General features: G+C 66.3%; 24 protein-coding genes. 6 read left to right on the forward strand and 18 right to left on the reverse strand.

Features of this window, described 5'->3' with window-relative positions:
• Positions 1–70 precede the first annotated feature (70 nt).
• Positions 71–1,747 carry an ArnT family glycosyltransferase gene (locus LJ737_RS17580; RefSeq protein ID WP_227768056.1) on the reverse strand — a complete coding sequence of 559 codons (1,677 nt, stop codon included), beginning with the start codon at positions 1,745–1,747 and terminating at the stop codon, positions 71–73.
• A gap of 162 nt (positions 1,748–1,909) precedes the next feature.
• On the opposite strand from LJ737_RS17580, the gene LJ737_RS17585 reads away from it, so the two are divergent.
• Positions 1,910–2,887: a GDP-mannose 4,6-dehydratase gene (locus LJ737_RS17585; protein ID WP_227768057.1), complete on the forward strand. Its 978-nt coding sequence runs from the start codon at positions 1,910–1,912 to the stop codon at positions 2,885–2,887.
• 99 nt (positions 2,888–2,986) lie between these two features.
• Here the strand turns inward: LJ737_RS17585 and LJ737_RS17590 are convergent, their stop codons facing one another.
• On the reverse strand, positions 2,987–3,682 hold the full coding sequence (locus LJ737_RS17590; RefSeq protein WP_227768058.1) for a lipid-A-disaccharide synthase N-terminal domain-containing protein: 696 nt from the start codon (positions 3,680–3,682) through the stop codon (positions 2,987–2,989).
• Between the two features lie 15 nt (positions 3,683–3,697).
• Entirely contained in the window at positions 3,698–4,450 is a 753-nt protein-coding gene (locus LJ737_RS17595; RefSeq protein ID WP_227768059.1) for a glycosyltransferase, read from the reverse strand.
• 180 nt (positions 4,451–4,630) lie between these two features.
• Here LJ737_RS17595 and LJ737_RS17600 point away from each other — a divergent pair, with 180 nt between their 5' ends.
• Positions 4,631–5,272: a hypothetical protein gene (locus tag LJ737_RS17600; RefSeq protein WP_227768060.1), complete on the forward strand. Its 642-nt coding sequence runs from the start codon at positions 4,631–4,633 to the stop codon at positions 5,270–5,272.
• Between the two features lie 58 nt (positions 5,273–5,330).
• Positions 5,331–5,948, forward strand: coding sequence for a DUF3575 domain-containing protein (locus LJ737_RS17605; protein ID WP_227768061.1), 618 nt, complete (start codon positions 5,331–5,333; stop codon positions 5,946–5,948).
• A gap of 23 nt (positions 5,949–5,971) precedes the next feature.
• On the opposite strand, the gene hisIE is transcribed toward LJ737_RS17605, so the two are convergent.
• From hisIE to hisG, 8 genes are all read right to left on the reverse strand, one after another.
• Complete coding sequence (gene hisIE / locus LJ737_RS17610; RefSeq protein ID WP_227768062.1) at positions 5,972–6,613, reverse strand: bifunctional phosphoribosyl-AMP cyclohydrolase/phosphoribosyl-ATP diphosphatase HisIE; 642 nt, start codon at positions 6,611–6,613, stop codon at positions 5,972–5,974.
• A 92-nt stretch (positions 6,614–6,705) separates the two neighbouring features.
• Entirely contained in the window at positions 6,706–7,464 is a 759-nt protein-coding gene (hisF, locus tag LJ737_RS17615) for an imidazole glycerol phosphate synthase subunit HisF (RefSeq protein WP_227768063.1), read from the reverse strand.
• Positions 7,465–7,542: 78 nt separating this feature from the next.
• A complete protein-coding gene (gene hisA / locus LJ737_RS17620) occupies positions 7,543–8,259 on the reverse strand; it encodes a 1-(5-phosphoribosyl)-5-[(5-phosphoribosylamino)methylideneamino]imidazole-4-carboxamide isomerase (protein ID WP_227768064.1) in 717 nt (238 codons plus the stop codon).
• On the reverse strand, positions 8,260–8,847 hold the full coding sequence (gene hisH, locus LJ737_RS17625) for an imidazole glycerol phosphate synthase subunit HisH (protein ID WP_227768065.1): 588 nt from the start codon (positions 8,845–8,847) through the stop codon (positions 8,260–8,262). It lies immediately after the preceding gene.
• Positions 8,848–8,981: 134 nt separating this feature from the next.
• Positions 8,982–10,082 carry a bifunctional histidinol-phosphatase/imidazoleglycerol-phosphate dehydratase HisB gene (hisB, locus tag LJ737_RS17630; protein WP_227768066.1) on the reverse strand — a complete coding sequence of 367 codons (1,101 nt, stop codon included), beginning with the start codon at positions 10,080–10,082 and terminating at the stop codon, positions 8,982–8,984.
• Between the two features lie 60 nt (positions 10,083–10,142).
• Positions 10,143–11,192: a histidinol-phosphate transaminase gene (gene hisC, locus LJ737_RS17635; RefSeq protein ID WP_227768067.1), complete on the reverse strand. Its 1,050-nt coding sequence runs from the start codon at positions 11,190–11,192 to the stop codon at positions 10,143–10,145.
• Between the two features lie 80 nt (positions 11,193–11,272).
• Complete coding sequence (gene hisD / locus LJ737_RS17640; protein WP_227768068.1) at positions 11,273–12,559, reverse strand: histidinol dehydrogenase; 1,287 nt, start codon at positions 12,557–12,559, stop codon at positions 11,273–11,275.
• 138 nt (positions 12,560–12,697) lie between these two features.
• Positions 12,698–13,549, reverse strand: a complete 852-nt coding sequence (gene hisG, locus LJ737_RS17645) for an ATP phosphoribosyltransferase (protein WP_227768069.1) — start codon at positions 13,547–13,549, stop codon at positions 12,698–12,700.
• 517 nt (positions 13,550–14,066) lie between these two features.
• Here hisG and LJ737_RS17650 point away from each other — a divergent pair.
• Positions 14,067–14,927 (forward strand): DUF2911 domain-containing protein, encoded by an 861-nt coding sequence (locus LJ737_RS17650; RefSeq protein WP_227768070.1) that lies wholly within the window; start codon positions 14,067–14,069, stop codon positions 14,925–14,927.
• A gap of 118 nt (positions 14,928–15,045) precedes the next feature.
• Positions 15,046–15,618: a Crp/Fnr family transcriptional regulator gene (locus LJ737_RS17655; RefSeq protein WP_227768071.1), complete on the forward strand. Its 573-nt coding sequence runs from the start codon at positions 15,046–15,048 to the stop codon at positions 15,616–15,618.
• 116 nt (positions 15,619–15,734) lie between these two features.
• On the opposite strand, the gene LJ737_RS17660 is transcribed toward LJ737_RS17655, so the two are convergent.
• From LJ737_RS17660 to mnmA, 7 genes are all read right to left on the reverse strand, one after another.
• Positions 15,735–18,248 carry a TonB-dependent receptor gene (locus tag LJ737_RS17660; RefSeq protein ID WP_227768072.1) on the reverse strand — a complete coding sequence of 838 codons (2,514 nt, stop codon included), beginning with the start codon at positions 18,246–18,248 and terminating at the stop codon, positions 15,735–15,737.
• A complete protein-coding gene (gene rpe / locus LJ737_RS17665) occupies positions 18,248–18,946 on the reverse strand; it encodes a ribulose-phosphate 3-epimerase (protein WP_227768073.1) in 699 nt (232 codons plus the stop codon). The genes LJ737_RS17660 and rpe overlap by 1 nt, the downstream gene beginning before the upstream one ends.
• A gap of 386 nt (positions 18,947–19,332) precedes the next feature.
• Positions 19,333–19,653, reverse strand: a complete 321-nt coding sequence (locus LJ737_RS17670) for a hypothetical protein (RefSeq protein ID WP_111476799.1) — start codon at positions 19,651–19,653, stop codon at positions 19,333–19,335.
• Positions 19,654–19,803: 150 nt separating this feature from the next.
• Positions 19,804–21,477: a S8 family serine peptidase gene (locus LJ737_RS17675; RefSeq protein ID WP_227768074.1), complete on the reverse strand. Its 1,674-nt coding sequence runs from the start codon at positions 21,475–21,477 to the stop codon at positions 19,804–19,806.
• 97 nt (positions 21,478–21,574) lie between these two features.
• Positions 21,575–22,276 (reverse strand): hypothetical protein, encoded by a 702-nt coding sequence (locus tag LJ737_RS17680; protein WP_227768075.1) that lies wholly within the window; start codon positions 22,274–22,276, stop codon positions 21,575–21,577.
• A 74-nt stretch (positions 22,277–22,350) separates the two neighbouring features.
• Positions 22,351–23,058, reverse strand: coding sequence for a hypothetical protein (locus LJ737_RS17685; protein WP_227768076.1), 708 nt, complete (start codon positions 23,056–23,058; stop codon positions 22,351–22,353).
• Between the two features lie 20 nt (positions 23,059–23,078).
• Positions 23,079–24,257, reverse strand: coding sequence for a tRNA 2-thiouridine(34) synthase MnmA (mnmA, locus tag LJ737_RS17690; RefSeq protein ID WP_227768077.1), 1,179 nt, complete (start codon positions 24,255–24,257; stop codon positions 23,079–23,081).
• Between the two features lie 197 nt (positions 24,258–24,454).
• Here mnmA and LJ737_RS17695 point away from each other — a divergent pair, with 197 nt between their 5' ends.
• Positions 24,455–25,078 carry a beta/alpha barrel domain-containing protein gene (locus LJ737_RS17695; protein WP_227768078.1) on the forward strand — a complete coding sequence of 208 codons (624 nt, stop codon included), beginning with the start codon at positions 24,455–24,457 and terminating at the stop codon, positions 25,076–25,078.
• Positions 25,079–25,138: the final 60 nt, after the last annotated feature.

A 25,138-nucleotide genomic window follows, 5' to 3' on the forward strand; every position in this document is an offset into this window, starting at 1 on the left:
ACCGATACGTTCCTCTGCCCTCACCCGCCGCTGTTGCAGGCGCCCCGCTCCTGGAACATTATTATGTTAACTAAGGTCGAGGCCGTCGGCTGATTTCCGTTACGTACCACCGCCCGTCGGCAAACTGGTGGCTTAGATCAAAGCTGTCGACAGTGACGACCCGGAACCGGCGCGCCAGCGCCGCCGGGAAAGGCGATGCACCACGCGCCGGGGCGTACACCAGCGCGGGCAGCTGCCGCAGCGGCAGGGAGTCGGCGCCCGCGTCCCACTGCGGCACCACGCGTCCGGCCGCCCAGATCCATTTGATCTGCATCTCCCCCAGGCTATACACCGGCAGCTGGCGCAAAGCGGGCCGCTCCCGTACCAGTTGCGCCAACGGGCGCAGGCCCGGGTCGTCGCGGCGGCGCTGCCATTGCGGATAGGCCGGCATCAGCAGGCCGCTGGCCAGCAACACCACTGCCAGGGTCCCCACCACTGCTGCTTGCGGCAGTTGGCCGCGAACCCAGCGCCAGCCCACCAGCGCCGCTCCGGCCAGCGCCAGCAGGGAGGTTATCCAGTACCGACTGGACGCGGGGGCAAAACTAGCCAGGCCCACAAAGCGCAAGGCCAGCGGCAAGGCTAGCAACACCGCCACCACCACCCCCACCCAGCCGCGCAACAACCATGTATCGGCCCGGGTGTACGGGCGGGCCGGATTCAGCCAGTACCGCAGCAAGCCGCCGGTCAGCAAAGCCAGGGGCGGCAGCACGGGCAACAGATACCGCTCTTTCTTTTCGGGCACCAAGCTCAACAGCAACAACGTGGCCCCCACCCAGGCCAGCAGCAAGGCGTACGGGGCATAGGGCCGAATGCGCGGGGCTGCGTACGGCCATACCAGGGCCGCCAGCGAGGCCAGCGCCCAGAACCCCATAAAGACCGGGAAACTGCTGTAAAACCAGATCGGCTGCACGTGGCGGTTGGCCCAGGAAGTGGATTCGGTCTGCGCCACCTGACTGGCTTCGTGCAGGTGCTGGCTGAGGACGTACAAGGGCCACACACAACCCAGCAACAGCCCCACTCCTACCATCAGGACCACGCCCGGCCATTGGCGGCGCAGGGCGGACCGGTCGCCGCGCCAGGCGTAGGCCAGCAGAAAGGGCAGCAGCATGCCGTAGGGCGCCACGGGGCCTTTGCTGAGCACCGAGAGGGCAATCAGCAAGCCGGCGGCGCCAAACCAGCCCCACCCCCGCCCGCGGGCTTGCAAGCCCCGCAGGCCCGCGGCCAGCGCCCCGGTCATCAAGCAGTAACAATAGATGTCCCAGCCGTTGCCGTCGCGCCCGGCGGTGAGCAGCAGCAGGCTACTGGCCAGCACCACCGCGCTCAACCAGGCCGTGCGGCCCTGATCGGCGGGCGGCGTCAGGCGCCGGGCCAGGGCCCAAAAGAAGAGCACCAGCAGGCAGGCCCCCACGGCCGAGGGCAGCCGCAGCAGGCCCAGATCGGTGGTCGAGCCCGTCAGGTGCATCACCGCGGCCACCAGCCAGGTGGGCAACGGGGGTTTGGCCAGGCGCAGCTCGCCGTTCATGGTGGGCAGCAGCCACGAGCCGCCGGCGTGAATTTCGCGGGCGGCCACGAAGTTGCGGGCTTCCATGAGCCCGATTTCCGGCGCGTCGAGGCGCACAAACAACCCTATTCCCAACACCACGCCCAGCACCGCCCACTGCACCCACGGCCGCGGCCACCCCGCAGCGCTCAGAAAAGAATCAGCCATACGTCTAGTAAAAGTGGGAGCGTATACGGCCCTGCCGGGCTAAAGCTACGTATGCGGGGCGCGGCGGGGCGGCTTTTCGGCTACCTTTGCCCGCCATTCCCGCGGCCGGGCTGCCCGGCCCACGCCGCGGGCGCTGTCTTTGTTTCATTGCTGCTCCACTGTATGCCCACGGTTCTTGTCACCGGTTGCGCAGGTTTTATTGGCTCCCACCTGTGTCAGCGCCTGCTCGCCGACGGGTTTCGCGTGGTGGGCCTCGACAACTTCGATCCATTTTACGACCGCGCCCTGAAGGAGCGCAATTTGCGGCCCTTGCTAGCCGATCCGCGGTTTGAGTTCCGGGAGCTGGACCTGCGCGCCGGCGCCGCGGCCCTGGAGGCGGCCTGGCCCGCCCCCGCCGATACCCCCGACGTGGTGGTGCACCTGGCCGCCAAAGCCGGCGTGGGGCCGTCGGTGAAAGAGCCCCTGGCCTACCTCGACAACAATGTGCTGGCCACCGGCCACCTGCTGGAATGGCTGCGGCAGCGCGGCATCGGCCGGTTGCTGTTTGCCTCCTCCTCCTCGGTGTACGGCAACACCCGTCAGCTGCCCTTCAACGAGGAAGAGCAACTGCAGCAAGCGTGTATTTCGCCCTACGCTACCACCAAGCTGGCCGGCGAGGAGCTGACCTACACCTACCACCACCTCTACCGGCTCAACGTGCTCAACGCGCGGTTCTTTACCGTGTACGGCCCCCGGCAACGCCCCGACCTGGCCATCCACAAGTTTGCGCGGCTGCTGCGTGCGGGCCAGCCCATTCCGGTGTACGGCGACGGGTCGACGGCCCGCGACTACACCTTCGTGGCCGACACGGTGGACGGGGTGGTGCGCGGCGTACGCTACCTGCTCGCGCACGAGGGCGTCTACGAAACCGTGAACCTGGGCAACAACCGCCCGGTGCCCTTGCTGGAGCTGATTCGGGCCGTGGCCGCGGCCGTGGGCGTGGAGGCCCAGCTGGAATTCCTGCCCATGCAGGCCGGCGACGTGGACGTGACTTTCGCCGACATCCGCAAGGCCCAGTCCCTGCTCGGCTACGCGCCCCAGACAACCCTGGCCGACGGCCTGCGGCAGTTTGTGGCTTGGCTCGACGAAACCGGCGACTAACGCCCCCCTTTCCGTCACGAACAAACGCCAGCGGGCCGGATGAGTATCCGGCCCGCTGGCGTTTGGGGACAATAGGCAGAAGCGACAGAGGTGACCGGCTTAACCGGGAGCCGCGGCCTGTTCCGGATTCAAAGCCGCGTCGGCGGACTCCGGGCTGGGCGGGCGGCGCAGTTCGCGGCGTAGCAGCACGATGTTGCGGGCGTACACCACCGTGCCGAACACGTTGCCGACGATGAGCACCACGTCGACGGGCCGGCGCAACACGGCGTAAGTCAGAATCAGCACCGAGCCCACGAAGCTGACCACCCAGAAGCCCAGCGGCAGCACCGACTCGCCCTTGCGCTCGGAGTAGATCCACTGGTAGACGAACCGCAGCAGGAAAATGGTTTGCCCGACGGCGCCCAGGGCCAGCACGCCGCCCGGAATGCGCGTGCGCAGCATTTGCTGGAGGCTGAAGTGCTGGTTGCCGACCACAAACCAAGCCAACACGGCCAGCGGAAACACGTACGCCCCGGCCCGGAACCACTGGTTCAGCTTGCGCCACTCGCCCAGCAGCTGCAGGTTGCGGATGTAGATGCCGTAGCTGATGAGCTGCGCGCCCAGAATCACCGGGTCGTGGCGCAGCATGCCGTAGAGTATCATCAGAAACGACGAAATCAGGCTGATCTGCCAAAACAGGGTGGGCACCAGCACCCGTTTGGCCCGCTCGCTCTGCACCCACTGCAGCACAATGCGGCTCGAAAAGAGCAGCTGCGAGGTCAGACCGATCAGCAGCGCGACGGTTTCGGTTTTCATGGCGGCGGCGGGCGCTTAGGCCGCGGATTGGTGGTGCTTCTCCCCGATTTCGTAGTTCTTCCAGCGCGAGCGGATCCAGCGGTACCCAAACGTGTCGACCAAAGGCTTCCAGAGGCGGTTCCAAAGGTTGTACTTGGCCGTGCCGGCAAAGCGCGGGAAGTGGCGCACGGGCAGTTGCTTGACCTTGCCGCCCTGCAGCTGCACCAGGGCCCCGAGGAAGCGGTGCATCCCGTGGAAGAGCGGAATGCGGCGGGCGTACTCGGTCTTGAGAATCTTCAGCGGACAGCCCGTGTCCACAATGCCGTCGTTGATCATCAAACGGCGGAAGTTGTTGGCAATTTTCGAGGAGAGCAGCTTCACGGCCGAGTCCTGGCGCTTGGCCCGGATGCCGGTGACCATGTCGTACTCGGGGAAGAACCGCAGCAGCTCCACAAAATCCAGGGGCGTGGTCTGGATGTCGGAGTCGATGTAGCCAACCAGCGTGCCGCGGGCGTGGTCGATGCCGGCCTTGATGGCCGTGCTCAGGCCGCGGTTTTGGGCCAGCGAGATGAATTCGTAGCGCGAATCGTGGCGGCAGATGTCGCGCAGGATGGCCAAGGAGCCGTCGGTGGACCCGTCGTTGACGAAGAGCACGGTGGTGGCCACCGGCGCTAGTTCCAGGTACTTGTTCATCTCCACCACGAATTGCCGCAGGCTCTCCTCTTCGTTGTACACGGGGACGAGCACGGTCAGCGACTGCGTGGCCAGGTAAGGGGCGTGGTCGGACATAGAAAGGGTAAAACGGCGCGCAAGGTAGCCAGGATTTCGGGCGGCCGCGTGGCGGCTCTACGCCGGGCCGGGCCAGGAAGTTGGGACTGGAGATGCGGGACGCGTATTATTGCCATACGAAACCGGCCCAGGACGGCGTTGTTTAGCCCGTTCTGTATACCATTTATCCCTGCATCGTCCGTGAAGCTTTTTCCCCTGGCCCTGGCAGCCCTGTTGCCACTGGCCGGCCTTGCCCAGGCCACGGCGCAGGTAACCGCCCCCGCGCCGCCCCGCCAAGCTCTTAAGCTCGGCATTTACTCCAACGAAACCGCCGGCATCAGCTACGAGCGGAAGCTGGGCCCGCGCTACAGTCTGCAGGCCACGGCGGGCTACTGGACCGCCGCCCAGCGCGGCGCCCGCTCGTTCGGGCTCGATTCCACTTCCGGCCTCGCCGTGCTGCAGGACCAGTTTCAGCGCCGCTCGCAGCGCGCGGCGCTGCAGGTGCAGGTGCGCCGCTACCTGCAAGCGCAGAAACCGGCCTTGATCGGCTGGTACGCCGGAGTCGGCGCGCAGTTGCGCGGCCACTGGACCCGCTACCGCTACGACGCGGGGCGCACCGAACGCGCCTTTCGCCACGAGCAGGCCCTGCAGTTGCGCATCGGCCGCCAGTGGCAATTGGGCCCGCGCCTGACCTTTGATGCGAACTTCGGCCCGGAGCTGGACCTGGGCACCGAGCCGCACTACACGTTTACCGCCGCCGGCGTCTACGCCCCGACTGCCGACCGGTTCTTCTTCGCCCGGCTGGGCGCCGGCCTGGCCCTGCAGGTGGGCTACCGGCTCTGACGCCGCTGGCGCCCGAGCCGTGCGTGTTGCATTCCTACCCTCTTTCACTCTATCCTATATGCATCTCCGTGCAATTCTGAACAGCGCCGCCGCGCTGCTCATCGTCCAGGCGGCCCACGCCCAGGCCCCGGTTGGCCCGACCCCGGCCCGTACCCACCACGTCAAGCTTGGCCTCCACGCCACGAGCGGAAAGGTCGGGCTGCTGCCCACGCTGGCCTACGAAGCGCAGTTGACCAGCCGCTTCACCCTGGAGGCCAGCGCCGGCTACAAGGCGTATGCCGGCGTCAGCGGCTACGACTACGTGGCGCGCCCCGACAGCGTGTACAGCTACCGCAGCAACTACCGGCAGCGGCAGGTGGTGGCCACCGTGCACGGCCGCTACTACTTCTCCAGCCAGCATCCGGCCCAGATCGGCTGGTACGCCGGCCTGGGCCTGCAAGGCCATTACTACGACTCCCACACCACCGTCACGGCCGGCGGCAGTGGCGAGGTGCGCACGCGACGCTTCACGCTGTCGCCGCAGCTGCGGCTGGGCCGGCAGTGGGCCCTGGGCCAGCGCTTAAGCCTGGATACCTACCTGGGCCTGCAACAGGATGTCTTGTACCGCACAACGGCTCTCCTTTCCCCGGGCTTCCTACGGGCCTCAGCGGGCCTGCAGCTCGGCTACCGGTTCTAATCACCCATGCGGCGGGCGGCCCGCTATTCGCGCCGTTCGCCCGCCGCAATGGTGGTGTGCCGCTGCCGCAGCACCTGCACCACGTCGTCGAGGCTGAGGCCCGAGGCGGTCAGCAGCACCAGCAGGTGGTAAAGCAAATCGGCCGCTTCGCCCCGCAGGCCCGCGGTGTTGCCGGCCACCGCATCGATGACGGTTTCCACGGCCTCCTCCCCGACTTTCTGCGCAATTTTGGGCAGCCCGCGCTGGAACAGCTTCGCCGTGTAGGAATTCGGTTCTTCTTCTGGGTGCTGCTGCCGCCGCTGCACCAAACGCTCCAGCTCGGCCAGGAAGCTCACCGGCGCCGTGGGCAAAGCCGTCTGCTCGGTTTGCTCAAAGCAACTGGTGGTGCCGCGGTGACAAGTGGGGCCATCGGGCCGGGCGCGGATGAGCAGCGCGTCTTGGTCGCAGTCGGGGTGCAGGCTGACCACGGTCAGGTAGTGCCCGCTGGTTTCGCCCTTGGTCCACAGCCGGTTTTTGGAGCGCGAGAAGAAGGTCACGCGGCCGGTCTGCTCGGTGTGGCGCAGCGCTTCTGCGTTGACGTAACCGAGCATGAGCACCTGCCCCGTATCGGCGTCCTGCACGACGGCTGGAATCAGGCCGTCCATTTTATCAAAGTCGAGAATCATGGCTGGAAAAGTTGATTGCGTTACTCATTATCAATACAATACCTAATTAGTAAATTAAATTACAATATTGAGCATGCATTAAGTAATATAGTTTACAATCTAACCGGAATGCCTGCGCTCTGCAGGTGGCGCTTGAGTTCTGGAATACCGATTTCGCCGAAGTGAAAGATGCTGGCCGCCAAGCCCGCGTCCGCCCCGGCGCGCTGAAACACGTCGGTGAAATGCTCCATACGGCCGGCGCCCCCGGAGGCAATAACCGGCACGGTGACGGCGGCGCACACGGCTCCGGTCACGTCCAGGGCAAAGCCGTCCTTGGTGCCGTCGTGGCTCATGGAGGTGAGCAGCAACTCCCCTGCCCCGCGCTCGGCCGCCTCCCGGCACCACTGCACCGCGTCGCGGCCGGTGGCCTGGGTACCGGCCCGGGTGTACACCTGCCAGCCGGCTTCGGCCGTGTGGCGCGCGTCCACGGCCACCACGATGCACTGGGAGCCAAAGCGGCCGGCCAGCTCGTCAATCAGCTCGGGGCGCTGCAGCGCGGCGGAGTTGATGGATACTTTGTCGGCGCCGTTGAGCAGCAGGGCTTCCACGTCGGCCACGGCCGAGATGCCGCCGCCCACGGTGAAGGGAATGTCCAGCTCGCGGGCCACGTCGCGCACGAGGGCCACCAGCGTCTGCCGCTTCTGGTTGGTGGCCGTGATGTCGAGGAACACCAGCTCGTCGGCGCCTTGCCGGGCGTACTGCGCGGCCAGGGCCACCGGGTCGCCCGCGTCGCGCAGGCCCTCGAAGCGGACTCCCTTTACGGTGCGGCCGTCCTTTACGTCGAGGCAGGGAATGATGCGTTTGGTTAGCAACGGTATCTAAAGTCAAGGAGTGAATGAAGTACTGCGCAGGCAGTAGCTTGGGGCGTCTTGCCCGCGCTTCTGCTGCACCTAGACGAATCGGGCCAACTCCGGCAGACTGATGGTGCCTTCGTAAATGGCTTTGCCGACGATGGCACCGTGCATACCCAGTGCGGCCAGGGCTTCCAGGTCGGCCACGGTGGTCACGCCCCCGCTGGCCACCAACTGGGCCGCCGGCAGCGCGGCGCGCAAGGCCTGGTACGGCCCCAGCGCGGGGCCCTGCAGTTTGCCGTCCTTGCTCACGTCGGTGCACACGAAGGTGCGGGCGCCGGCAGCCAGGTACTCGGCCACAAACTCCTGCACCGTCCGCTCCGACTGCTCGGCCCAGGCGTTGATGGCAATGCGCTGGTCGCGAAAATCCGCCCCGACGATAATGCGTTCCGGGCCGAAGGTCTGCAGCCAGTGCTGCACCGTGGCGGGCTCCCGCACGGCAATGCTGCCGGCCGTAATCTGGGCCGCGCCGGCATCAAAGGCTTGCCGCACGGCCTGCTCCTGCTGCAGCCCCCCGCCGAAGTCGATGACGAGCGAGGTGTGCCGGGCAATGCGCTCGAGCACGGGCAGGTTGACCGGGCGCTTGGCCCGGGCCCCGTCGAGGTCGACCAGGTGCAGGCGGCGCAGGCCGTGCTGCTCAAAGCGCTGGGCCACGGCCAAGGGGTCGGAGTCGTAGGTGGTTTGCTGGGCGAAGTCGCCCTCGGTCAGGCGCACGCACTGGCCCCCGATGAGGTCGATGGCGGGAATGATGTCCATTTACAGGTCGAGGAAGTTTTGGAGGATGCGCGTGCCCACGGAGCCGCTTTTCTCGGCGTGAAACTGCACGGCGTAGAAGTTCTGGTGCTGCACGGCCGCGCTGAAGGGAGCCGGGTGGGCCCCTTCGGCAATGGTGTAGGTGCCCACCGGCGCGTAGTAGCTGTGCACGAAGTAGACGTAGTCCTCCTCGCGCAAGCCGCGGAACAACGGGGACCGAAGTTGGCGCAAGGTGTTCCACCCCATGTGCGGCACTTTGTGCTGGGCGTCGGGCTGGAAGCGCTTCACCTCGAAGGGCAGAATGCCGAGCAGCTTGGTGTCGCCTTCTTCGCTGTGGCGCCCCAGCAACTGCATGCCCAAGCACACGCCCAGAAAGGGTTGCGTGAGCGTGGGCAGCAGTTGATCGAGGCCCTGGGCGCGCAGCTCGCGCATGGCCGAGGCCGCTTCGCCCTCGCCGGGGAAAATGACCTTGTCGGCCCGGCGGATTTGTTCCGGCTCCGCAGTCAGCGTGGCCTGCACGCCCAGTCGCTCCAGCGCAAACAGCACGGACTGAACGTTGCCTCCCTTGTAATCAATGACGGCTATTTCCATTTGCTTGCAGTTGTTATTTAACAAATGAACAAATAAGGCATGCTGCAATATTCCTGCGTGCTCAGCCGCTAAACGGGCTCAGTCCTCAAGCAACAGATGCCGTTTATTCATTTGTTAAAACATATGGATAAACACTACAGGATACCCTTGGTACTAGGAATTTCCATCTTGCTGGCATCCCGCTGCAGGGCAGCCTTGGTGGCTTTGGCTACCGCCTTGAAGATGGCCTCGATCTTGTGGTGCTCGTTGTCGCCCTCACACTTGATATTGAGGTTGCAGCGGGCGGCGTCGGAGAAGCTCTTGAAGAAATGGTAAAACATTTCCGTCGGCATGTCCCCGATTTTCTCCCGCTTAAACTGCGCCTCCCACACCAGCCAGGGGCGCCCGGAAAAGTCGATGGCGGCCTGGGCCAGCGCATCGTCCATGGGCAGCAAGAAGCCGTAGCGCGCCAGGCCCCGCTTATCTCCCAGGGCTTGGTTAAACGCTTCGCCGATGGCAATGGCGGTATCTTCGATGGTGTGGTGCTCGTCGATGTGCAGGTCGCCCTGCACCTGTACCAGCAGGTCCACGCCGCTGTGCTTGGCCAGCTGATCGAGCATGTGGTCGAAAAAACCGAGGCCGGTTTTTATACTATGTCGGCCGTGGCCGTCCAGGTTCAGCTCGACGCGAATCTGGGTTTCGTTGGTGTCGCGTTGCACCACGGCCGTGCGGGCGGGCAGGCGCAGGAACTGGTAGATCTGGTCCCAGCTCAGCGTGGACAGGGCAGCGCGCTCGTCGGGCACTTCCGCCAGCAAGATGGCCCGGCAGCCCAAGTTCTCGGCCAGTTGCACATCGGTGAGCCGGTCGCCGAGCACGTAGGAGTTCGGCAGGTCGTAGCCGTTGGCCGGGTCGAGGTAGCGGCCGAGCATGCCGAGGCCGGGCTTGCGGGTCGGCTGGTTTTCGTGGGGGAAGCTGCGGTCGATGTGGCTGTGGGCAAACTCCACCCCTTCCCCGCGCAGGATGTCGAGCATCAGGTTCTGGCAGGGCCAGAAGGTATCTTCGGGAAAGGACGCGGTGCCCAGCCCGTCCTGGTTGGTGACGAGCACCAACTCGTAGTCCAGCTCGCGGGCAATGCGCGCCAGGCCCGTGATGGCCCCGGGCAAAAACTGAAACTTGTCGAATGCGTCGACCTGCTGGCTGGGCTGGGGTTCCACCAGAATGGTCCCGTCGCGGTCGATGAAGAGTACTTTTTTCATGGCAGGCGCGAAGCCGGGCTTCGCGGGAATAGCGTAAGTAAATGATCCGGGCCGGGCGGCTTAGCCGGGAAACTGGCGCAGGGCCGCGAGCATCTGCTCGTTTTCGGCGGGCGTGCCCACCGTCAGGCGCAGGCAGCCGGCGCAGCCGGGCTGGGTGGTGCGGTTGCGCACCACGATGCCGCGCCCGAGCAGGTAGTCGTACACGGCGGTGGCATCGGGGCGGAAGCGCGCGAGCAGGAAGTTGGCGTCGGACGGAAATACGTGCTCGACGATGCCCACGGCGGGCAGCGCCGCCGCCAGCTTCCCGCGCTCGGCCAGCAGCTCCCGGCGCATCTGCTCGAAACCACCGGTGTCGGCCAGCCCGGCCAGCGCGTGCTGCTGGGTGGTTTCCGACACGTTGTAGGGCGGCTTGATTTTGTTGAGGTAACCAATCAGCGCCGGCGAGGCAAAGGCCATGCCCAGGCGCAGCCCGGCCAGGCCCCAGGCCTTGGAGAAGGTCTGGAGCACCACCAGGTTGGCAAACTCGGCCAGGCGCGTGGTCCAGCTGGGCGCGGCCGCAAAGTCGATATAGGCTTCGTCGACCACGACCAGGCCCCGGAAGCCGCGCAGGATACGCTCCACCGCCGCGGCGTGGAGCAGGTTGCCGGTGGGGTTGTTGGGCGAGCAAATGAACACCAGCTTGGCGTCGGAAGCCAACACCTTATCTATAGCGTCGTCGGAAAGCTGGAAGTCGGCCGTCAGCGGCACGCGCTCAATGGCCACGTCGTTGAGATTGGCGGCCACTTCGTACATACCGTAGGTGGGCGGCAAGATCAGGATGCTGTCCTGACCGGGCACGCAGGTCAGGCGCAGCAGCAGGTCGATGGCTTCGTCGGAGCCGTTGCCGAGGAAAATCTGCTCGGGCCGGACCTGCTTGAGCCGGGCCACTTCGGCCTTGACGGCGCGCTGCAGCGGGTCGGGGTAGCGGTTGAAGGCCTGCCCGCCGGCCGAGCCCAGGCTGTTCTCGTTCGCGTCGAGCATGACCTGCGCCGTGCCCTGAAATTCGTCGCGGGCCGAGGCGTAAGGTTTCATGGCCCGTACGTTGGGCCGGATAAGGTCGTCGAGGTTCATGGGGTGCAATGATCCGTTATCAATACGCCGGGCAGCCCAGCGGCGGCCAATGCGCGCCGCGGCCGCCGAGGTATCGTTGCTTACTGAATGGCTTCCAGGCGCAGCGTCACGGCGCGGGCGTGGGCGCGCAGGCCCTCGGCCTCGGCCATGGTTTCGACCACGGGGCCCACGGCCCGCAGGCCCGCGGCGGTAATGCGCTGAAAGGTGATTTTCTTGACAAAGGAGTCGAGCGAGACGCCGCTGTAGTTGCGGGCGTAGCCGTTGGTGGGCAGCGTGTGGTTGGTGCCGGAGGCGTAGTCGCCGGCGGCCTCTGGCGTGAGGTGGCCCAGGAACACCGAGCCGGCGCTGCGCACGCCGGCGGCCAGCTCGTCCGCGTTGTCCACGGCCAGGATCAGGTGCTCGGGCGCGTACTGGTTCGAGAACTGCAGCATCTGGTCGGAATCCCGGAGCAAAATGGCCCGGCTTTCCTGCAGGGCCTGCGCGGCCACCTGCTGCCGGGGCAGCTCTTGCACCTGCCGCTGCACCTCGGCCACCACGGCGTCGAGCACCCGCGCCGAGTTTGACAAGAGCACCACCTGCGAATCCGGGCCGTGCTCGGCCTGGCTGAGCAAGTCGGCCGCCACAAACACCGGGTTAGCCGATTCGTCGGCAATGACGAGCACCTCCGACGGCCCCGCCGGCATGTCGATGGCCACGCCGCGCTGGGCAGCCAGCTGCTTGGCCGCCGTTACGTAGCGGTTGCCGGGCCCGAAAATTTTGTCGACGGCCGGCACGGATTCGGTGCCGCCGGTCAGGGCCGCCACGGCCTGCGCGCCGCCGGCCTTGATGATGGTGTCAATGCCCAGCTCGGCGGCGGTGAAGAGGATGACGGGGTTGACGGAGCCGTCCTTGGCGGGCGGCGTGCACAGCACGATGTCGGGGCAGCCGGCCAAACGGGCGGGCACGCCCAGCATGAGCAGGGTGCTGAACAGCGGCGCCGTGCCCCCGGGAATGTAGAGGCCCACGCGCTGCACCGGCACTGGGCGGCGCCAGCACTCCACGCCGGGCATGGTTTCGAGGCGCAGCTCGGCTTCGCGCTGGGCCGCGTGAAACCGCTCGATGTTGTGGCGGGCCTGCCGGATGGCGGCCTGCAGTTCGGCCGGCACCTGCGCGGCGGCCGCGGCCAGCTCCGGGGCCGACACCCGCAAGTCCGTCAGTGCGGCCCCGTCGAAGGCGGCGGCGTAGTGGCGCAGGGCCTCGTCGCCGCGCCGGCGCACGTCGTCGAAGATGGCGCGCACCCGCTGCTCGACCTCGGCGGCCTCGGCCTGGGCCGGGCGCTGCTGCAAAGCCGCCCACTCGCTGGGGGCGGGATAATTGAATCGTTGCATCACGTTGAATGTGAAAATGGGCTGCGCTTCGCGAAGGTGGGTTCATGTGAAAAGGCGTCGGGGGTAGTTCCGGTCGACTACGCTACCAGAACCGCTTTCCGCCCATGTTTCACATTCACCGCATTCCGCACATTAGCATTAGGCAATCATCTTCTCGATGGGCAGCACCAGGATGCCTTCGGCGCCGACGGCCTTGAGCTGGTCGGTGATGTGCCAGAAGTCGTCCTCGTTGACCACCGACTGCACCGACACCCAGCCGGCCTCGGCCAGCGGCGTCACCGTGGGCGACTTGATGCCCGGCAGCAGGGCCTTCACCGCGGGCAGCGCAGCTTCGGGGGCGTTGAGCAGGATGTACTTGTTGCGGCGGGCGCGGCGCACGGCCTGCATGCGGAAGCGCAGCTGGTCGAGCAAACGCTGCTTCTCGTCGGTGAGCTGAGGACTGGCAATGAGCACGGCCTCGGAGCGGAACACGGTTTCGACTTCGCGCAGCCCGTTGCCGAGCAAGGTGGAACCCGACGAGACGATGTCGCAGATGGCATCGGCCAGGCCGATGCTCGGGGCAATTTCCACCGAGCCGCTGATGGTGTGCAACTGGGCCTGCACGCCTTCGCCGGCGAGGTAGTTGCCCAGAATCTGCGGGTACGAGGTGGCAATGTTCTTGCCCTGCAGGTCGGCCACCGAGGTGTAGGCCTCCCCGCGGGGCACGGCCAGCGAGAGGCGACACTTGCTGAAGCCCAGCGGCTCGACTTCGAGCTGGGGCAGGCCGGCTTCGACGAGCACGTTCTGGCCCACGATGCCCAGGTCGGCCACGCCGTCCTGCACGTAGCCGGGAATGTCGTCGTCGCGCAGGAAGAGGATTTCCAGGGGGAAGTTGGTGGCTTCGGTTTTGAGCTTGTAGGAGGAGCTCAGGAAGCCAATGCCGCATTCGCGGATGAGCGAGAGGGAGTCCTCGCTCAGACGACCAGATTTCTGGATGGCCAGACGAATCATGGGAAGAAGGGAAAAGCGGGAAACAACGCCGGCGGGCACTGGGCAGGCCGAGCGGTTGTCGAAAACATCATCAACAGGGGGCCGAAGTCCGAAGCGGCGCTGCTGTCAGCGGCAAGGGGCCAAAACCGGCGGGGCGACGTAGGTTCGGACCGTAGCCGAACGCCTATACGTAATTATTCCTCTCCCGGGGAGGAATGGTGGTGATGATGACCGGCATGCCCGGCCGCGGCACCCCAATGCGGGACGGCCGGCGACAACGAAAAGCGCAACGAGGCGACGAGGGACATGCGGGATTTTGGGAATTCTGCGGGCAAAGGTACGCGGGAAAATCAAATACCGAAATAATCCGCCCGCGGAATTGCCATTGCCGTATTTTTTTCGGGCTCTAACGCGCAGTTGGTCACGGCTTCAGCCGCTCACATGATCATGTGAATTAAACCCCCAAGCGCCCCCGCTGTCGTATCTTGGCACTTTTCTTTCGAACTGCCTCGTTACGAACACACCCACTGCACCCGCTATGTCCCGCTTTCTTTGCCTGATCCTGGCCGCCTGTCTCGGCGCGGCCGAAGTCCACGCCCAGCAATTCGTGCAGCCCCAGGCCAGCCCGCACGCCGTGGTGACGCAGACCGTCGGCCTGACCGACGTGACGGTGGACTACCACACTCCCGGGGTGAAAAACCGCAAGGTGTGGGGGCAGCTGGTGCCCTACGAGCAGGTGTGGCGGGCCGGCGCCAACGAAAACACGCTCATCACCTTCTCCGACTCGGTGCGCATCAGCGGCAAACCGGTATCGGCGGGTACGTACTCGTTGTACGTGCTGCCCTCGGCCGACCACGACTGGCAGTTCATCCTCAACAAAGTCACCAACCACTGGGGCAACGAGGGCTACAAGGCCGAGGACGACGTGCTGCGCGTACCGGTGCTGCCCGAAACCACGCCCATGCGCGAGTCCCTGCACTACTGGTTTTCGGACGTGCGCCCTAACGCGGCGCGCCTGAACCTTTCCTGGGAAACCAAGACCATTTCGGTGTTTATCCGCACCAACGTGCACGCCAAAGTGCTGCAGAGCATGCAGGCCGCCGTGGCCAAAACGCCCAACGACCCGCAGCTGCTGGCCGGCGCGGCCGACTACCTCATCCAGAACCAAATCGAGGGCGAGCTGGCGCTGAAGTACATCAACCGCGCCATCGAGCTGAACGAAAGCTACACCAACCTCTGGCTGAAAGCCCGCCTGATGGCCCAGAAAGAGGACTACCTCTCGGCCGTGGAGGCCGCCCGCCGCGCCATCAAGGCCGGCGACAAGGACGACGACAAATTCAAAAACCAGCTGCCGGGCATGAAAGTGGCCCTCACGCAGTGGCAGTCGAAGGCCTACTAGCCCCTGCCAGGCCGCAGCTCCGCAGCCTGCCCACCGCCCCAAGAGCCGGTAATTCCGGACTTTTGGGGCGGTGGGCGTTTGTTTGGCCCGCTGAAGGTTCGGTTTTCGCTCGTTGCCTATGGATGCGCTGCTCGCCCGCCTGCGGGCCCTCTACCCGCTCTCCGATGCTTGCCTGGCATCCATCACCGAACTGATGCGGCGCGAGGAGCTGCCCGCCCGGCGCGCCTTGCTGGCCCCGGGGCAGGTGGCCAATCGGATTTACTTTGTCGAGAGCGGGCTGGCGCGGGGATACTACCTGCACGAGGGGCGCGAGGCCAACACCTGGTTTATGCGCGAGGGCGACTTTCTCATCTCCATCGTCAGCTTCCTCACCCGCACCGTCTCGCAGGAGTTTATGGAGCTGCTCGAAGACAGCGTGCTCTACTCCGTCAGCTACGAGCAGCTGCAGCAGCTCTACCGCGACTTTCCGGAGTTCAACTACGTGGGCCGGCTGCTCACCGAGCACTACTACGTGCTCAGCGAGCAGCGCACCCAGCAGCTGCGCCTGCTGCGGGCCGAGCAGCGCTACGAGCAGCTGGTGCGCGCCTTTCCGGAGGTACTGCAGCGCGTGCCGCTCAAGCACCTGGCCTCTTACCTCGGCGTGACGCCCGAAACCATCAGCCGCATCCGGGCGCAGGCCGGCCGCCGCTGACGTTACTAGTCGGTTTCGCCTCCTCCGGCACGTGGTGCCCACGACAGACGGCCTTCCGCTCTATACCAACGCGTGCCCGCCCCGGAATCCGGAACGGGCACGCGGCATAGCGGCTGTTAGAACCGGGCAATGATGCGCAGATTCACCACGCGCTGCGAGAGGTAGTTGGGCACGCCGTAGGTGGCCCCGTTCAGGTCCTGGATGTAGCTGTAGCCAGCCACGTTGTTGGCCGCCAGCACGTTGAGCACTTCCAGACCCATCCACAGGCTTTCGGGCTGGTAGAACTTGCTGGAGCGGATGGTACGCAAGCTCAGCACCTTGGAAAAGCCCAAATCCACGCGCTTGTAGCTGCGGGTGAGCTTGCTAGTGCCGCGCAGCTCGGGCACATCGGGCGGGCTGAAGGGCAGCCCGGAACCGAACACGAAGTTCACGTAGCCGCGCACCGAGGGGTTGTTCGGCAAGTGGTCCTGAAAGAAAATACCCAGGTTCACACGCTGGTCCGAGGGGCGGCGGATGTAGCCTTTCTCCTTTTTGCCGATTTGTTTGCCGTCCGCGTCGTAGATGGTCAGCGAGTCGCCCTGCAGGTTTTCGCGGGTGGTGAGCACGCCCAGGCTAAACCACGACTCGGCCCCGCGCACGAACTCCCCGCTCAGGCGCCCGTCCACGCCCGCGGCGTAAGCCGTGGCCATGTTCTTGGCGAAGTAGCGCAGGCGCACGTTGTCCACGTCGTACGGGATGACGTCGGTCAGGTACTTGAAGTAGGCTTCGCCGGTGAGCTTGAAGGGCCGGCCCCAGTTCTTGAAGTTGTACTCGGTGCCCGCGATGAAGTGCACGGAGCGCTGGGCCCGCAGTTCGGGGTTGAGCACGCCCCGTTGGTTGCGCAGCTCCCGGTAGAACGGCGGCTGGTAGTACAGCCCCGTCGCGGCCTTATACGACACGTTGGGGTGGCGGCGCGAGCGGGCCGAAAACTGCACCCGCGGGCTCACCGTCAGCTGCTCGTTCACCGACCAGTAGTGCAGGCGCACGCCGTAGGTCACGGTTTTGAGCGAGTCCAGCCGCCAGGTGTGCTGCCCGTAGCCCTGCACGCGGGTCGAGGTCAGATCCAGCTGCGTTTGCAGGCGGGTGAAACGTTTGGCCGGCACGTAGTCGGCCGAGTCGGTGAAGGCGTACTCGTCGAGGCGGTCGTCCACGTGTTCCCGGCCGCCCTTCACGCCGAAGCGCAGCTCGTGCCGCGGGGCCGGGTGGTAGGTGGCGCGGGCTTCCACGGTGCCGATCCAGGCGGCGAGGCGGTTGCGCGAGTGGTCGAAGCGGGAGCCCACGTCGCGCTGGCGCACGGCCTGGTTGAAGTCCGGGGAGTTCGGGTCGCGGTTGATGTCGGCCAGGCGGTAAGCGGCCTCTACGTCGCGCAGCTCGTACTCGCGGGTGATGAGCCCGCCGCCGATCAGCTCCCCGGTCAGCTTCGGGGTGAAGTGGTGCGTCAGGTTCAGCCCGCCCTGGTAGGTGTCGTACTGCATCCGCTCGTGCCCGTCGTAGTAGATGAAGAGGCGCTGAAACTGGTTGGTGCCGGTGCTGAACGTGACCTGCCCCGACTGCGGGGCGAAGCGGTAGTTGTTGTGGGCCCAGGAGCCGAGCACGCCCAGGCTGGTTTTCTGCAGGTCGTCCTTGGGGCCCAGGCCGATGTTGACGTAGAGCTGCCCGTCGGCAAACGTGGGGTTATAGGCCCCGCTCTGCTGGCGCAAGGAGCGCAGCACGTACTGCGCGTTTTTGTAGCGTACCCCGCCCAGGTAGCTCACCCGGCCCGATTTCGACACGTTTTCGTAGCTCAGGGCCCCGCCCACCAAACTGGCCGTGGCCGTCAGCCCGCGCTGGGTGGGCCGCTTGTACTCGATGTTGAGCACCGAGGAGAGCTTGTCGCCGAAGCGCGGCTGCCAGCCGCCCGAGGAAAATTCTACCTTTTCGACCAGATCGGGGTTGACGAAGCTCAGGCCTTCCTGCTGGGCCTGCGTGACGAGAAACGGCCGGTAAATCTCGATGCCGTTGACGTAGACCAGGTTTTCGTCGTAGTTGCCGCCGCGCACCGAGTAGGTGCTCGTCAGTTCGTTGGTCGACTGCACGCCCGGCAGCGTTTTCAGGATGGCGTTGAAGTCGCCGAAGGTCGAGGGAATCTCCTTGGCCGAGCGCGGCTCCAGCGTGGTCAGGCTGATTTGCTCGCGCGTGTCCACCCCGCGCTGCCCGCGCACGGTCACGTTGTCGAGGGCGCGGGTGCTGGTTTGCAAGCTCAGGCTGAGCTCGGCGGAGCCGTCGGCTAGTTCCCGCGCCGTCACGGTGCGCCGGCTCGTCGCGTAGCCCAGGCGCTGCACCACCAGCGTCAGCGAGTTGCCGGCCGGCCGGGCGACGCTCAGGCGGAAGCGGCCGGCCTCGTCGGTGCTGGTGCCGCCGGGCAGGCCTTCCACCGACACGGAGGCCTGCTCCACGGGCTGCCCGGCGGCGTCGCGCACGGTGCCGCGCAGCTCCACCCGGCCGGCGGGTTGCTGGGCTTGCGCGGCGGCGGGGGCAGCGGCGGCCGGCGCGGCCAGCAGCAGGGCCCGCACCGTGACGGTGGGCCAGAACGAGGGTCGACGTTTCCTCATTAATCGGCGGCGGTAAACAGGCCGTTGAGTTGGGCGCGCAGCTCGGCCAGGGTGGCCACCGGATCGGGGGCGTTGAACACGAACGAGCCGGCCACCAGCACGTCGGCACCGGCTTCCACCAGCGGCAGCAGGTTTTGCTCGTTCACCCCGCCGTCCACTTCGATCAGCGCCTCGGAGCCCGCGTCGGTGAGCAATTCTTTCAGCTCGGCCACTTTCTGCAGGGTATGCGGAATAAAGCTTTGCCCGCCGAAGCCGGGGTTCACCGACATCACGCAAACCAGGTCCACGTCCTGGGCAATGTCCTGCAGCACCCAGGCCGGGGTATGTGGGTTCAAGGCCACGCCGGCGCGGCAGCCGAGCTTCTTGATCTGCTGCAGCACGCGGTGCAGGTGCGGGCAAGCTTCGTAGTGCACGGTGATGCCCGCGGCACCGGCGTCGCGCACGGCCTCGAGGTAGTTCTGCGGCTCTTCGATCATCAGGTGCACGTCCAAGGGCTGCTGGGCGTGGCGGTGAATGGCCTGGAGCACCGGGATGCCGAAGGAAATATTGGGCACGAAGCGGCCGTCCATGATGTCGCAGTGCAACCAGTCGGCGGCGCTGCCGGCCAGACGCTCGGTTTCGGCCTGCAGGTTGGCAAAGTCGGCGGCCAGCAAGGACGGAGCCAGCAAGGGAGTGATTCGGCGGGGAGTGGTGCTCATGACCGCGAAATTAGGCAATGGCGTAACAAGTAACAGGCAACGTGGAACAGGTTTGGCAGATAAGGCAATGGATGCGCTCAGCCCGCGCGTACGGTGGTTTTTGGTAGAGCTGCAGGGCAAGGCCGCGCAATGGCACCGCAGCCGGGGCACTGGCGCGCCGCTATTTGCTGGCACCGCCTAAGCCCAGGCCGCACAGGAGGCTACGGCCCCAAACGAACGGCCCGGTCATGCAGTATGACCGGGCCGCCGTCAACCCATAATTCACCGGAATTGGTGCCGGCCGCCGGGGTTCTCACCACTGCCCCGCCGGCCGGGTTTGCCTTATTGAATCGATGCGCTCGAACCCGTCACAGGTACTGCTTAATTACGCTTAGTGCTAGTGGCGCTTATTCGCCCTTTTTCCAGGCCTGCCAGTCAAGCTCGCCCGACTCGCGCCGGCGCAGGAATACGGTCTGGTCGTCGCGCTGCATCTTGCCGAAGGTCAGGTCGCCGCGGCAGTCCAGGCACTTGACGGAGGTGTACTTGAATTTGTCCTGGGCCACGCGCGAGGTCAGATCCAGGTTATCGGAGCCGCAGAGGCCGCAGGCGGCCACGTCGGGGAAGCTCAATCGGTCGTACTCGGCCACGACTTCGTGGAAGGAGCCGCCTTGGACGGTGAAGTGGAATTGGCGCCGGCCAATTCGCTTGGTGGTCATCAGTTGAAGCATGATGCGCTGTGCTTGAATGGTTCTGCAATACGGTTTAAAGATACCCAATATTTTTAGCAAACCAAAATTATTAGCAAACATCCTGCATAAAAAACCCCTCCCGCTGCGCGAGCGGAAGGGGTCAATGAGAGCAGCAAGGCGACTGAGGGGTTACTGCCGCACAAAGCGCACCGTGCGGGCTTGGCCGCCGGCTTCCACCGTGCAGGTGTAGGCCCCGGCGCGCAGGGCGGGAAGTTGCAGCGGCACGTGCTCCTGGCCCGGGGCGGGCAGGCGCTGCTCGCTGACCAGGGCTCCGCGGCTGTCGCGCACCGTCACGCGCAGGGCCTGGCGGCGGAAGGCCTCGGGCAGCTGCAGGGTCAGCGCCGAGCCGGCGGGGTTCGGAAACACGCCCAGCTCGTCGGCGGGGTTGCGCGGGGCGCCGGCGGCCAGCGGGGCGCCGGGGTTGGCCAGGTTGTAGGCCCGCACGAAGTTGGGCACGCCGTAGCCCACGAGGTTGTCGGGGTTGCTGGCCTGGGTGCCGCTGCTGCGCAGGTACTGGCGCACCTGCTGGGCCGTGAGCGTGGGGTTGGCCTGCCAGAAGCCGGCGCCCATGCCCGCCAGAATGGGACAGGCGTAGGACGTGCCGTTGCCCTGCAGGATGCCGTTGCTGGGCGCCAGGCCATAGGCCAGCACGCCCCGGGCCGAGAGGTCGGGCTTGATGCGCCCGTCGGCGGTGGGGCCGATGGAGCTGAAGCCGCCGCGCACCAAGAGCGAATCCACCGCGCCCACTGTCAGCACCGAGTCGGCGTCGGCCGGGGCGCCGATGTACTGCCAGCTGCCGCCCCCGTCGTTGCCGGCGGAGTTGAACACGAGCATGCCCACGCGGGCGGCTACGGTGGCGGCGCGGCTGGCAATGGCGGTGCGCCCGTTCAGCTCGCTGTAGGTATGGTCGGTAGACGGCGGGTCAAACGTGGTGTAGCCCAGCGAGGAACTGATGACGTCCACGCCGAGCGAATCGGCGTATTCAGCCGCAATCAACCAGTTGGCTTCCTCCACCGGGTGCTCCGAGGACACGTCCTCGGTGATGCACAGGTGGTAGCTGGCCTTGGGCGCCGTGCCGACGAAGTAGCCCGGCTGGTTGGCCGCCAGCGTCGAGAGCGTGAGCGTGCCGTGGTAGTTCTTCTCGAACACGCCCCGGTCCTTGTCGACGAAGTCGAAGGTGCTCAGCAGGCGCCCCTCCTGCCGCAGCGAGGCGAAGGCCGCCATCTGGTCGGCACCCGGAAAGCCGGCATCAAACACGGCAATCTGCATGCCCTCGCCCCGGTAGCCGGCGTTGTGCATGCTCACGGCCCCGAGCATCTGGGCTTGCCAGTAGCCCAGGCCGTAGTCAGCCGCGGTGGCGGCGGTGCGCGCGGCGGCCGGCGCGGCCTGCTGCGCGACGGGCGGGGCCGGGACGGGCGCCGGGGCGGGGCGGTTCAGGGTGGTGGCGCTGCGCACGAAGGGCAAGGCCTGCAGGCGGGCCAGGGCGGCGGCGTCGCACTCCACTACTGCGGCGTTGAACCAGCGCGAGGTGTAGAGCAGGCGCACGCCGGTCGTGTTGCGCACCTGCGTGGCGTAGGCGGGCGTCACCGGCAGGTCGCGCGGGAGCACGGCAATGCCCTGGCGCGTGCGGCGCTGCACCGAGCGGGCCGAGAGAAAGGCCTGCGGCTGCGCGACGCTGTAGGGCGTGCCGGTTTTGTCGCGGAAATACACCAGGTGCCGCTGCGCGGGGCTGCTTTGGGCCTGGGCCGCCGGGGCGGCCACCGCCAGGGCCGCCAGCACCAGTCCGAGGGAAAAAAGACGCATGTAAACGGGCGAAAGGAATGGGTTGGGCAAGATACTCAATCAACGCCGCCCGCGCACCGTCCCCGAACTCGGCCCGCTGGCTACCAGCGCCGGCAGGTCAGGGCAGCAGGGTTTCGCGGTGAATGCGGCCGCTGGTCACGTAGCCCACGCCCACCGGGCAGCCGTGGTTGGGCTCGCAGTAATCGAGCTGCCGGGCCACGCGCAGCACCGGCCCGACGCCCTGGGCGTAGACCTGCCGCAGCTCCCGCTGGTGGTTTACGTCGCCCTCCACCCCGTCGAAGGAGTAGGTGGTGATGGTGTGCTCGTAGCTGCTCCCGCCCACGCGGCGGGCTTCGTCCACGGCTTCGTAGCGGCTGTTGGGCAAGGCGAAGCTGCCCACGGCGCCAAGCTGGCTGAACGCGTGCTTGTCCCACTCGGCCCCGCTGCGCACCGGAAACACCAGCTCCACGGTGCGGCGGTTGCTGCGCGTGAGCAGCAGCGCCTGGGCCTGCCGGGTCAGCGTCTGCACGCTGTCGACGTGCCAGACGTCGGCGGCCGTGGCCCGCGAGGAGCGCACCAGCTTGTAGGTGGGCGCGCCGGCCGCGTCCCGGTAGGTTTCCGTCAGCTGCTCGCGCACCTGCGAGCTGAGGGCCGACACCGTGCGGTTGTTGGTAATGACGGTATCCTGCACGGCGTAAATGCGCTCGGCGCCCACCGTTAGCGGGTAGTAATCGGTGCCGGCGGGCGGGGGCGGCTCGGCGGTGTGGGTGCAGGCGGCCAGGCTCAACAGCCCGACCGTGGTTAAAACACGCGACATCATAACGGATACGGCAATCGGGTACAAACAACAAGCCCCGGCGCGGGGGCCGGGGCTTGCAAGATAAACAGCGGGGGCTACTGCACCAGCGTCTCGGTGTGCGTCTTGCCCGAGACGATGTACTTCTCCCCGATCTGACAGGCCGTGCCGCCGGTGCCCTGGCAGTAGTTCAGGGCCAGCGACTCGCGCAGCACCGGCCCGACGCCCTTGGCGTACACCTGCCGCGTGGTGTACTCGTAGTAGATGTTGTTGCGGTTCGGGTCGTCGTCGAAGGTCGTCAGCGTGTTGTCGTAGCTGCGCGTGCCGGCCACGAAGCCGGCGCCCACGTCCTGGTAGCGGCGGTTGACGGCCACCAGCGTGTCGCGGTCGTTGAAGGCGTTCTTGTTCCACTCGCCGCCTTCGCGCACCGGGAAGATGAGCTCCACGGTGCGCCAGTTGCTGCGCGTGAGCAGCAGGTTCTGCGCATTCACCGTGAGCGTCTGCACGCTGTCGACGCGCCAGGCCGCGCTGGCCGTGGCCCGCGAGGAGCGCACCAGCTTGTAGGTCAGCGCGCCGGCCGCGTCCCGGTAGGTTTCCGTCAGCTGCTCGCGCACCTGCGAGCGGACCTCCGTGGGGCGGTTGTTGGTATAGCTGCGGTCCACCACGTCGAAAACGCGCTCGGCCCCTACCTTCAGCGGGTAGTAATCCTTGCCCGATTCGGCGGGCGCTTCGCTGGTGTTTTCGCAGGCCACCAGGGCCAGACCGGCCAGCAGGCCGGCCGCAAGGGAAGCTAAACGACGCATCATAGCTAGGCTAACAACTCAACTTAAGCCGGTACCCCGGCGCGGCCCACCACCGGCAGGCTGGGTGCGGTCAGCCCGGCGGGGCTGCGCTCGATCCAGCCGCCGCCCAGCACGTCCAGCCCGTCGTAGAATACGGCGGCCTGGCCCGGGGCAATGGCGTGTACGGGCTCGGGAAAGTAAACGTACATTTTTCCGTCTTTCTCTTCGAGGAACGAGGCGGCCCCGCCGTGGTTGTAGCGCACCTTGGTGACGGCCGGCACCAGCCCGCGGCCCGCCAGCGAGGCGTGCTTGCCCATGTTCAGGCGGCCTACCACCGTGGCGGTGCGGGCCAGCTCGTCGAAGTTGCCGAGCACGACTTCGTTGGTTTCCGGGCGAATTTCCACCACGTAGGCCGGGTAGCCCAGGGTCACGCCCAGGCCTTTGCGCTGCCCGATGGTGTAGAACGGGTAGCCCTCGTGGGCGCCCACCACCGAGCCGTCGGTCAGCACGAACTTGCCGCCGGCCACGCGCTCCTCCAGCCCCTCGACGCGGCGCTTGAGGAAGCCGCGGTAGTCGTTGTCGGGGATAAAGCAGATTTCGTAGCTCTCGGGCTTGTTCACCAGCTCCATGAAGCCGCGGTCGGTGGCCAGCTGGCGGATTTCCGACTTGCGCAGCTGGCCCAGCGGGAAGATGGTGCGCGCCAGGCTTTCCTGCGACACGCCCCAGAGGGCGTACGACTGGTCTTTGCCCTCGTCGAGGCCCTTGGTGATGACGTAGCGGCCGTTTTCCTCGCGCACCTGGGCGTAGTGGCCGGTGGCAATGTACTGGCAGCCGAGCTGGTCGGCGCGGCGCAGCAAGGCGTCCCACTTGATGTGGGTGTTGCAGAGCACGCAGGGGTTGGGCGTGCGGCCCGCGAGGTAGCCCTCCACGAAGTCGTCGATGACGTGGCCGCCGAACTCGTTGCGGATGTCGATGATGAAGTGCGGGAAGCCCAGCTGCACGGCCACGTCGCGCGCGTCGTTGATGCTATCGAGCGAGCAGCAGCCGGTTTCTTTCTTGGAGCCGCCGGCGGAGGCGTAGTCCCAGGTTTTCATGGTCATTCCGACCACTTCGTAGCCCTGCTCGTGCAGCAGCACCGCGGCTACGGATGAATCAATGCCGCCGCTCATTGCGACGAGGACGCGGCCTTTCGAGCCGGCGCCGGGAGTAGTTTCTACGGTCATAGCGGAGCGCCCGGGAGGTCAAAGTTCCCGGCCGAATGGCAAAGGTAACACCGGAAGCCCGCTTCGGGTTTCCTACCTTCGCGGGCTCAAAGGTGAAATGGTGAATTTGTGAAGGTGCGAAGAGCGGCCCGGCCCGCGTTTCGCACACCAGCTATAATTCGCCCTTCACAACTTTATAACTTCACAACTTCACCGCCTTGGCTCTTCTGACTTCCGTTCTGGTTCGCGGCATCAACAACCTGTCCGACGCGCGCTACTGCGCCGGCATGGGCGCCGATTACCTCACGTTTCGCCTCGACCCGGCCCTGCCGGGTGCCGTCACGCCCGAACTGGTGCAGGAGCTGAGCGGCTGGGTGGCCGGCGTGGAGCTGATCGGCGAGTTCGGCCCGATGCCGGCCGAACAAATCAACGCGCTGGCCAAGCAGTGCGGCCTGCACGCAGTGCTGCTGCACGGGCTGCGCACGGCCGAGGAAATGGAGGAACTGGCCCTGCCCGCCTGGCTGCTCACGGGCTGGATTCCGGACATGCTGCCCGAGGACGTGGACCGCCGCTTCCAGCAGCTGGCCCCGTTCACGGCCGGCTTCGTGTTTGCCGAGTTGCCCCCGCAGCCCCTCACCGATGCCCAGCTCACGCGCTTGGCCGAGCAGGCCCGCGCCTACCCCATCTGGCTGGCGCCCGGTTTTGCCACCGGCTCGGTGCGCCAGCTGCTCGACGCGGTGCAGCCCCGCGGCCTGGTGCTGGAAGGCGGCGACGAAATCCGCCCCGGCGTGCGCGACTTCAGCGAGATGGAAACCGTGTTCGAGGAGCTGGAAGTGGATTGATGGCGAAGCAGGCGCGCGTGCGCTTTCCTTGAGAAACTGATTTGTAACGACGCGGCCCTT

The organism is Hymenobacter sp. 15J16-1T3B (assembly GCF_020711235.1).
Taxonomy (GTDB): domain Bacteria; phylum Bacteroidota; class Bacteroidia; order Cytophagales; family Hymenobacteraceae; genus Solirubrum.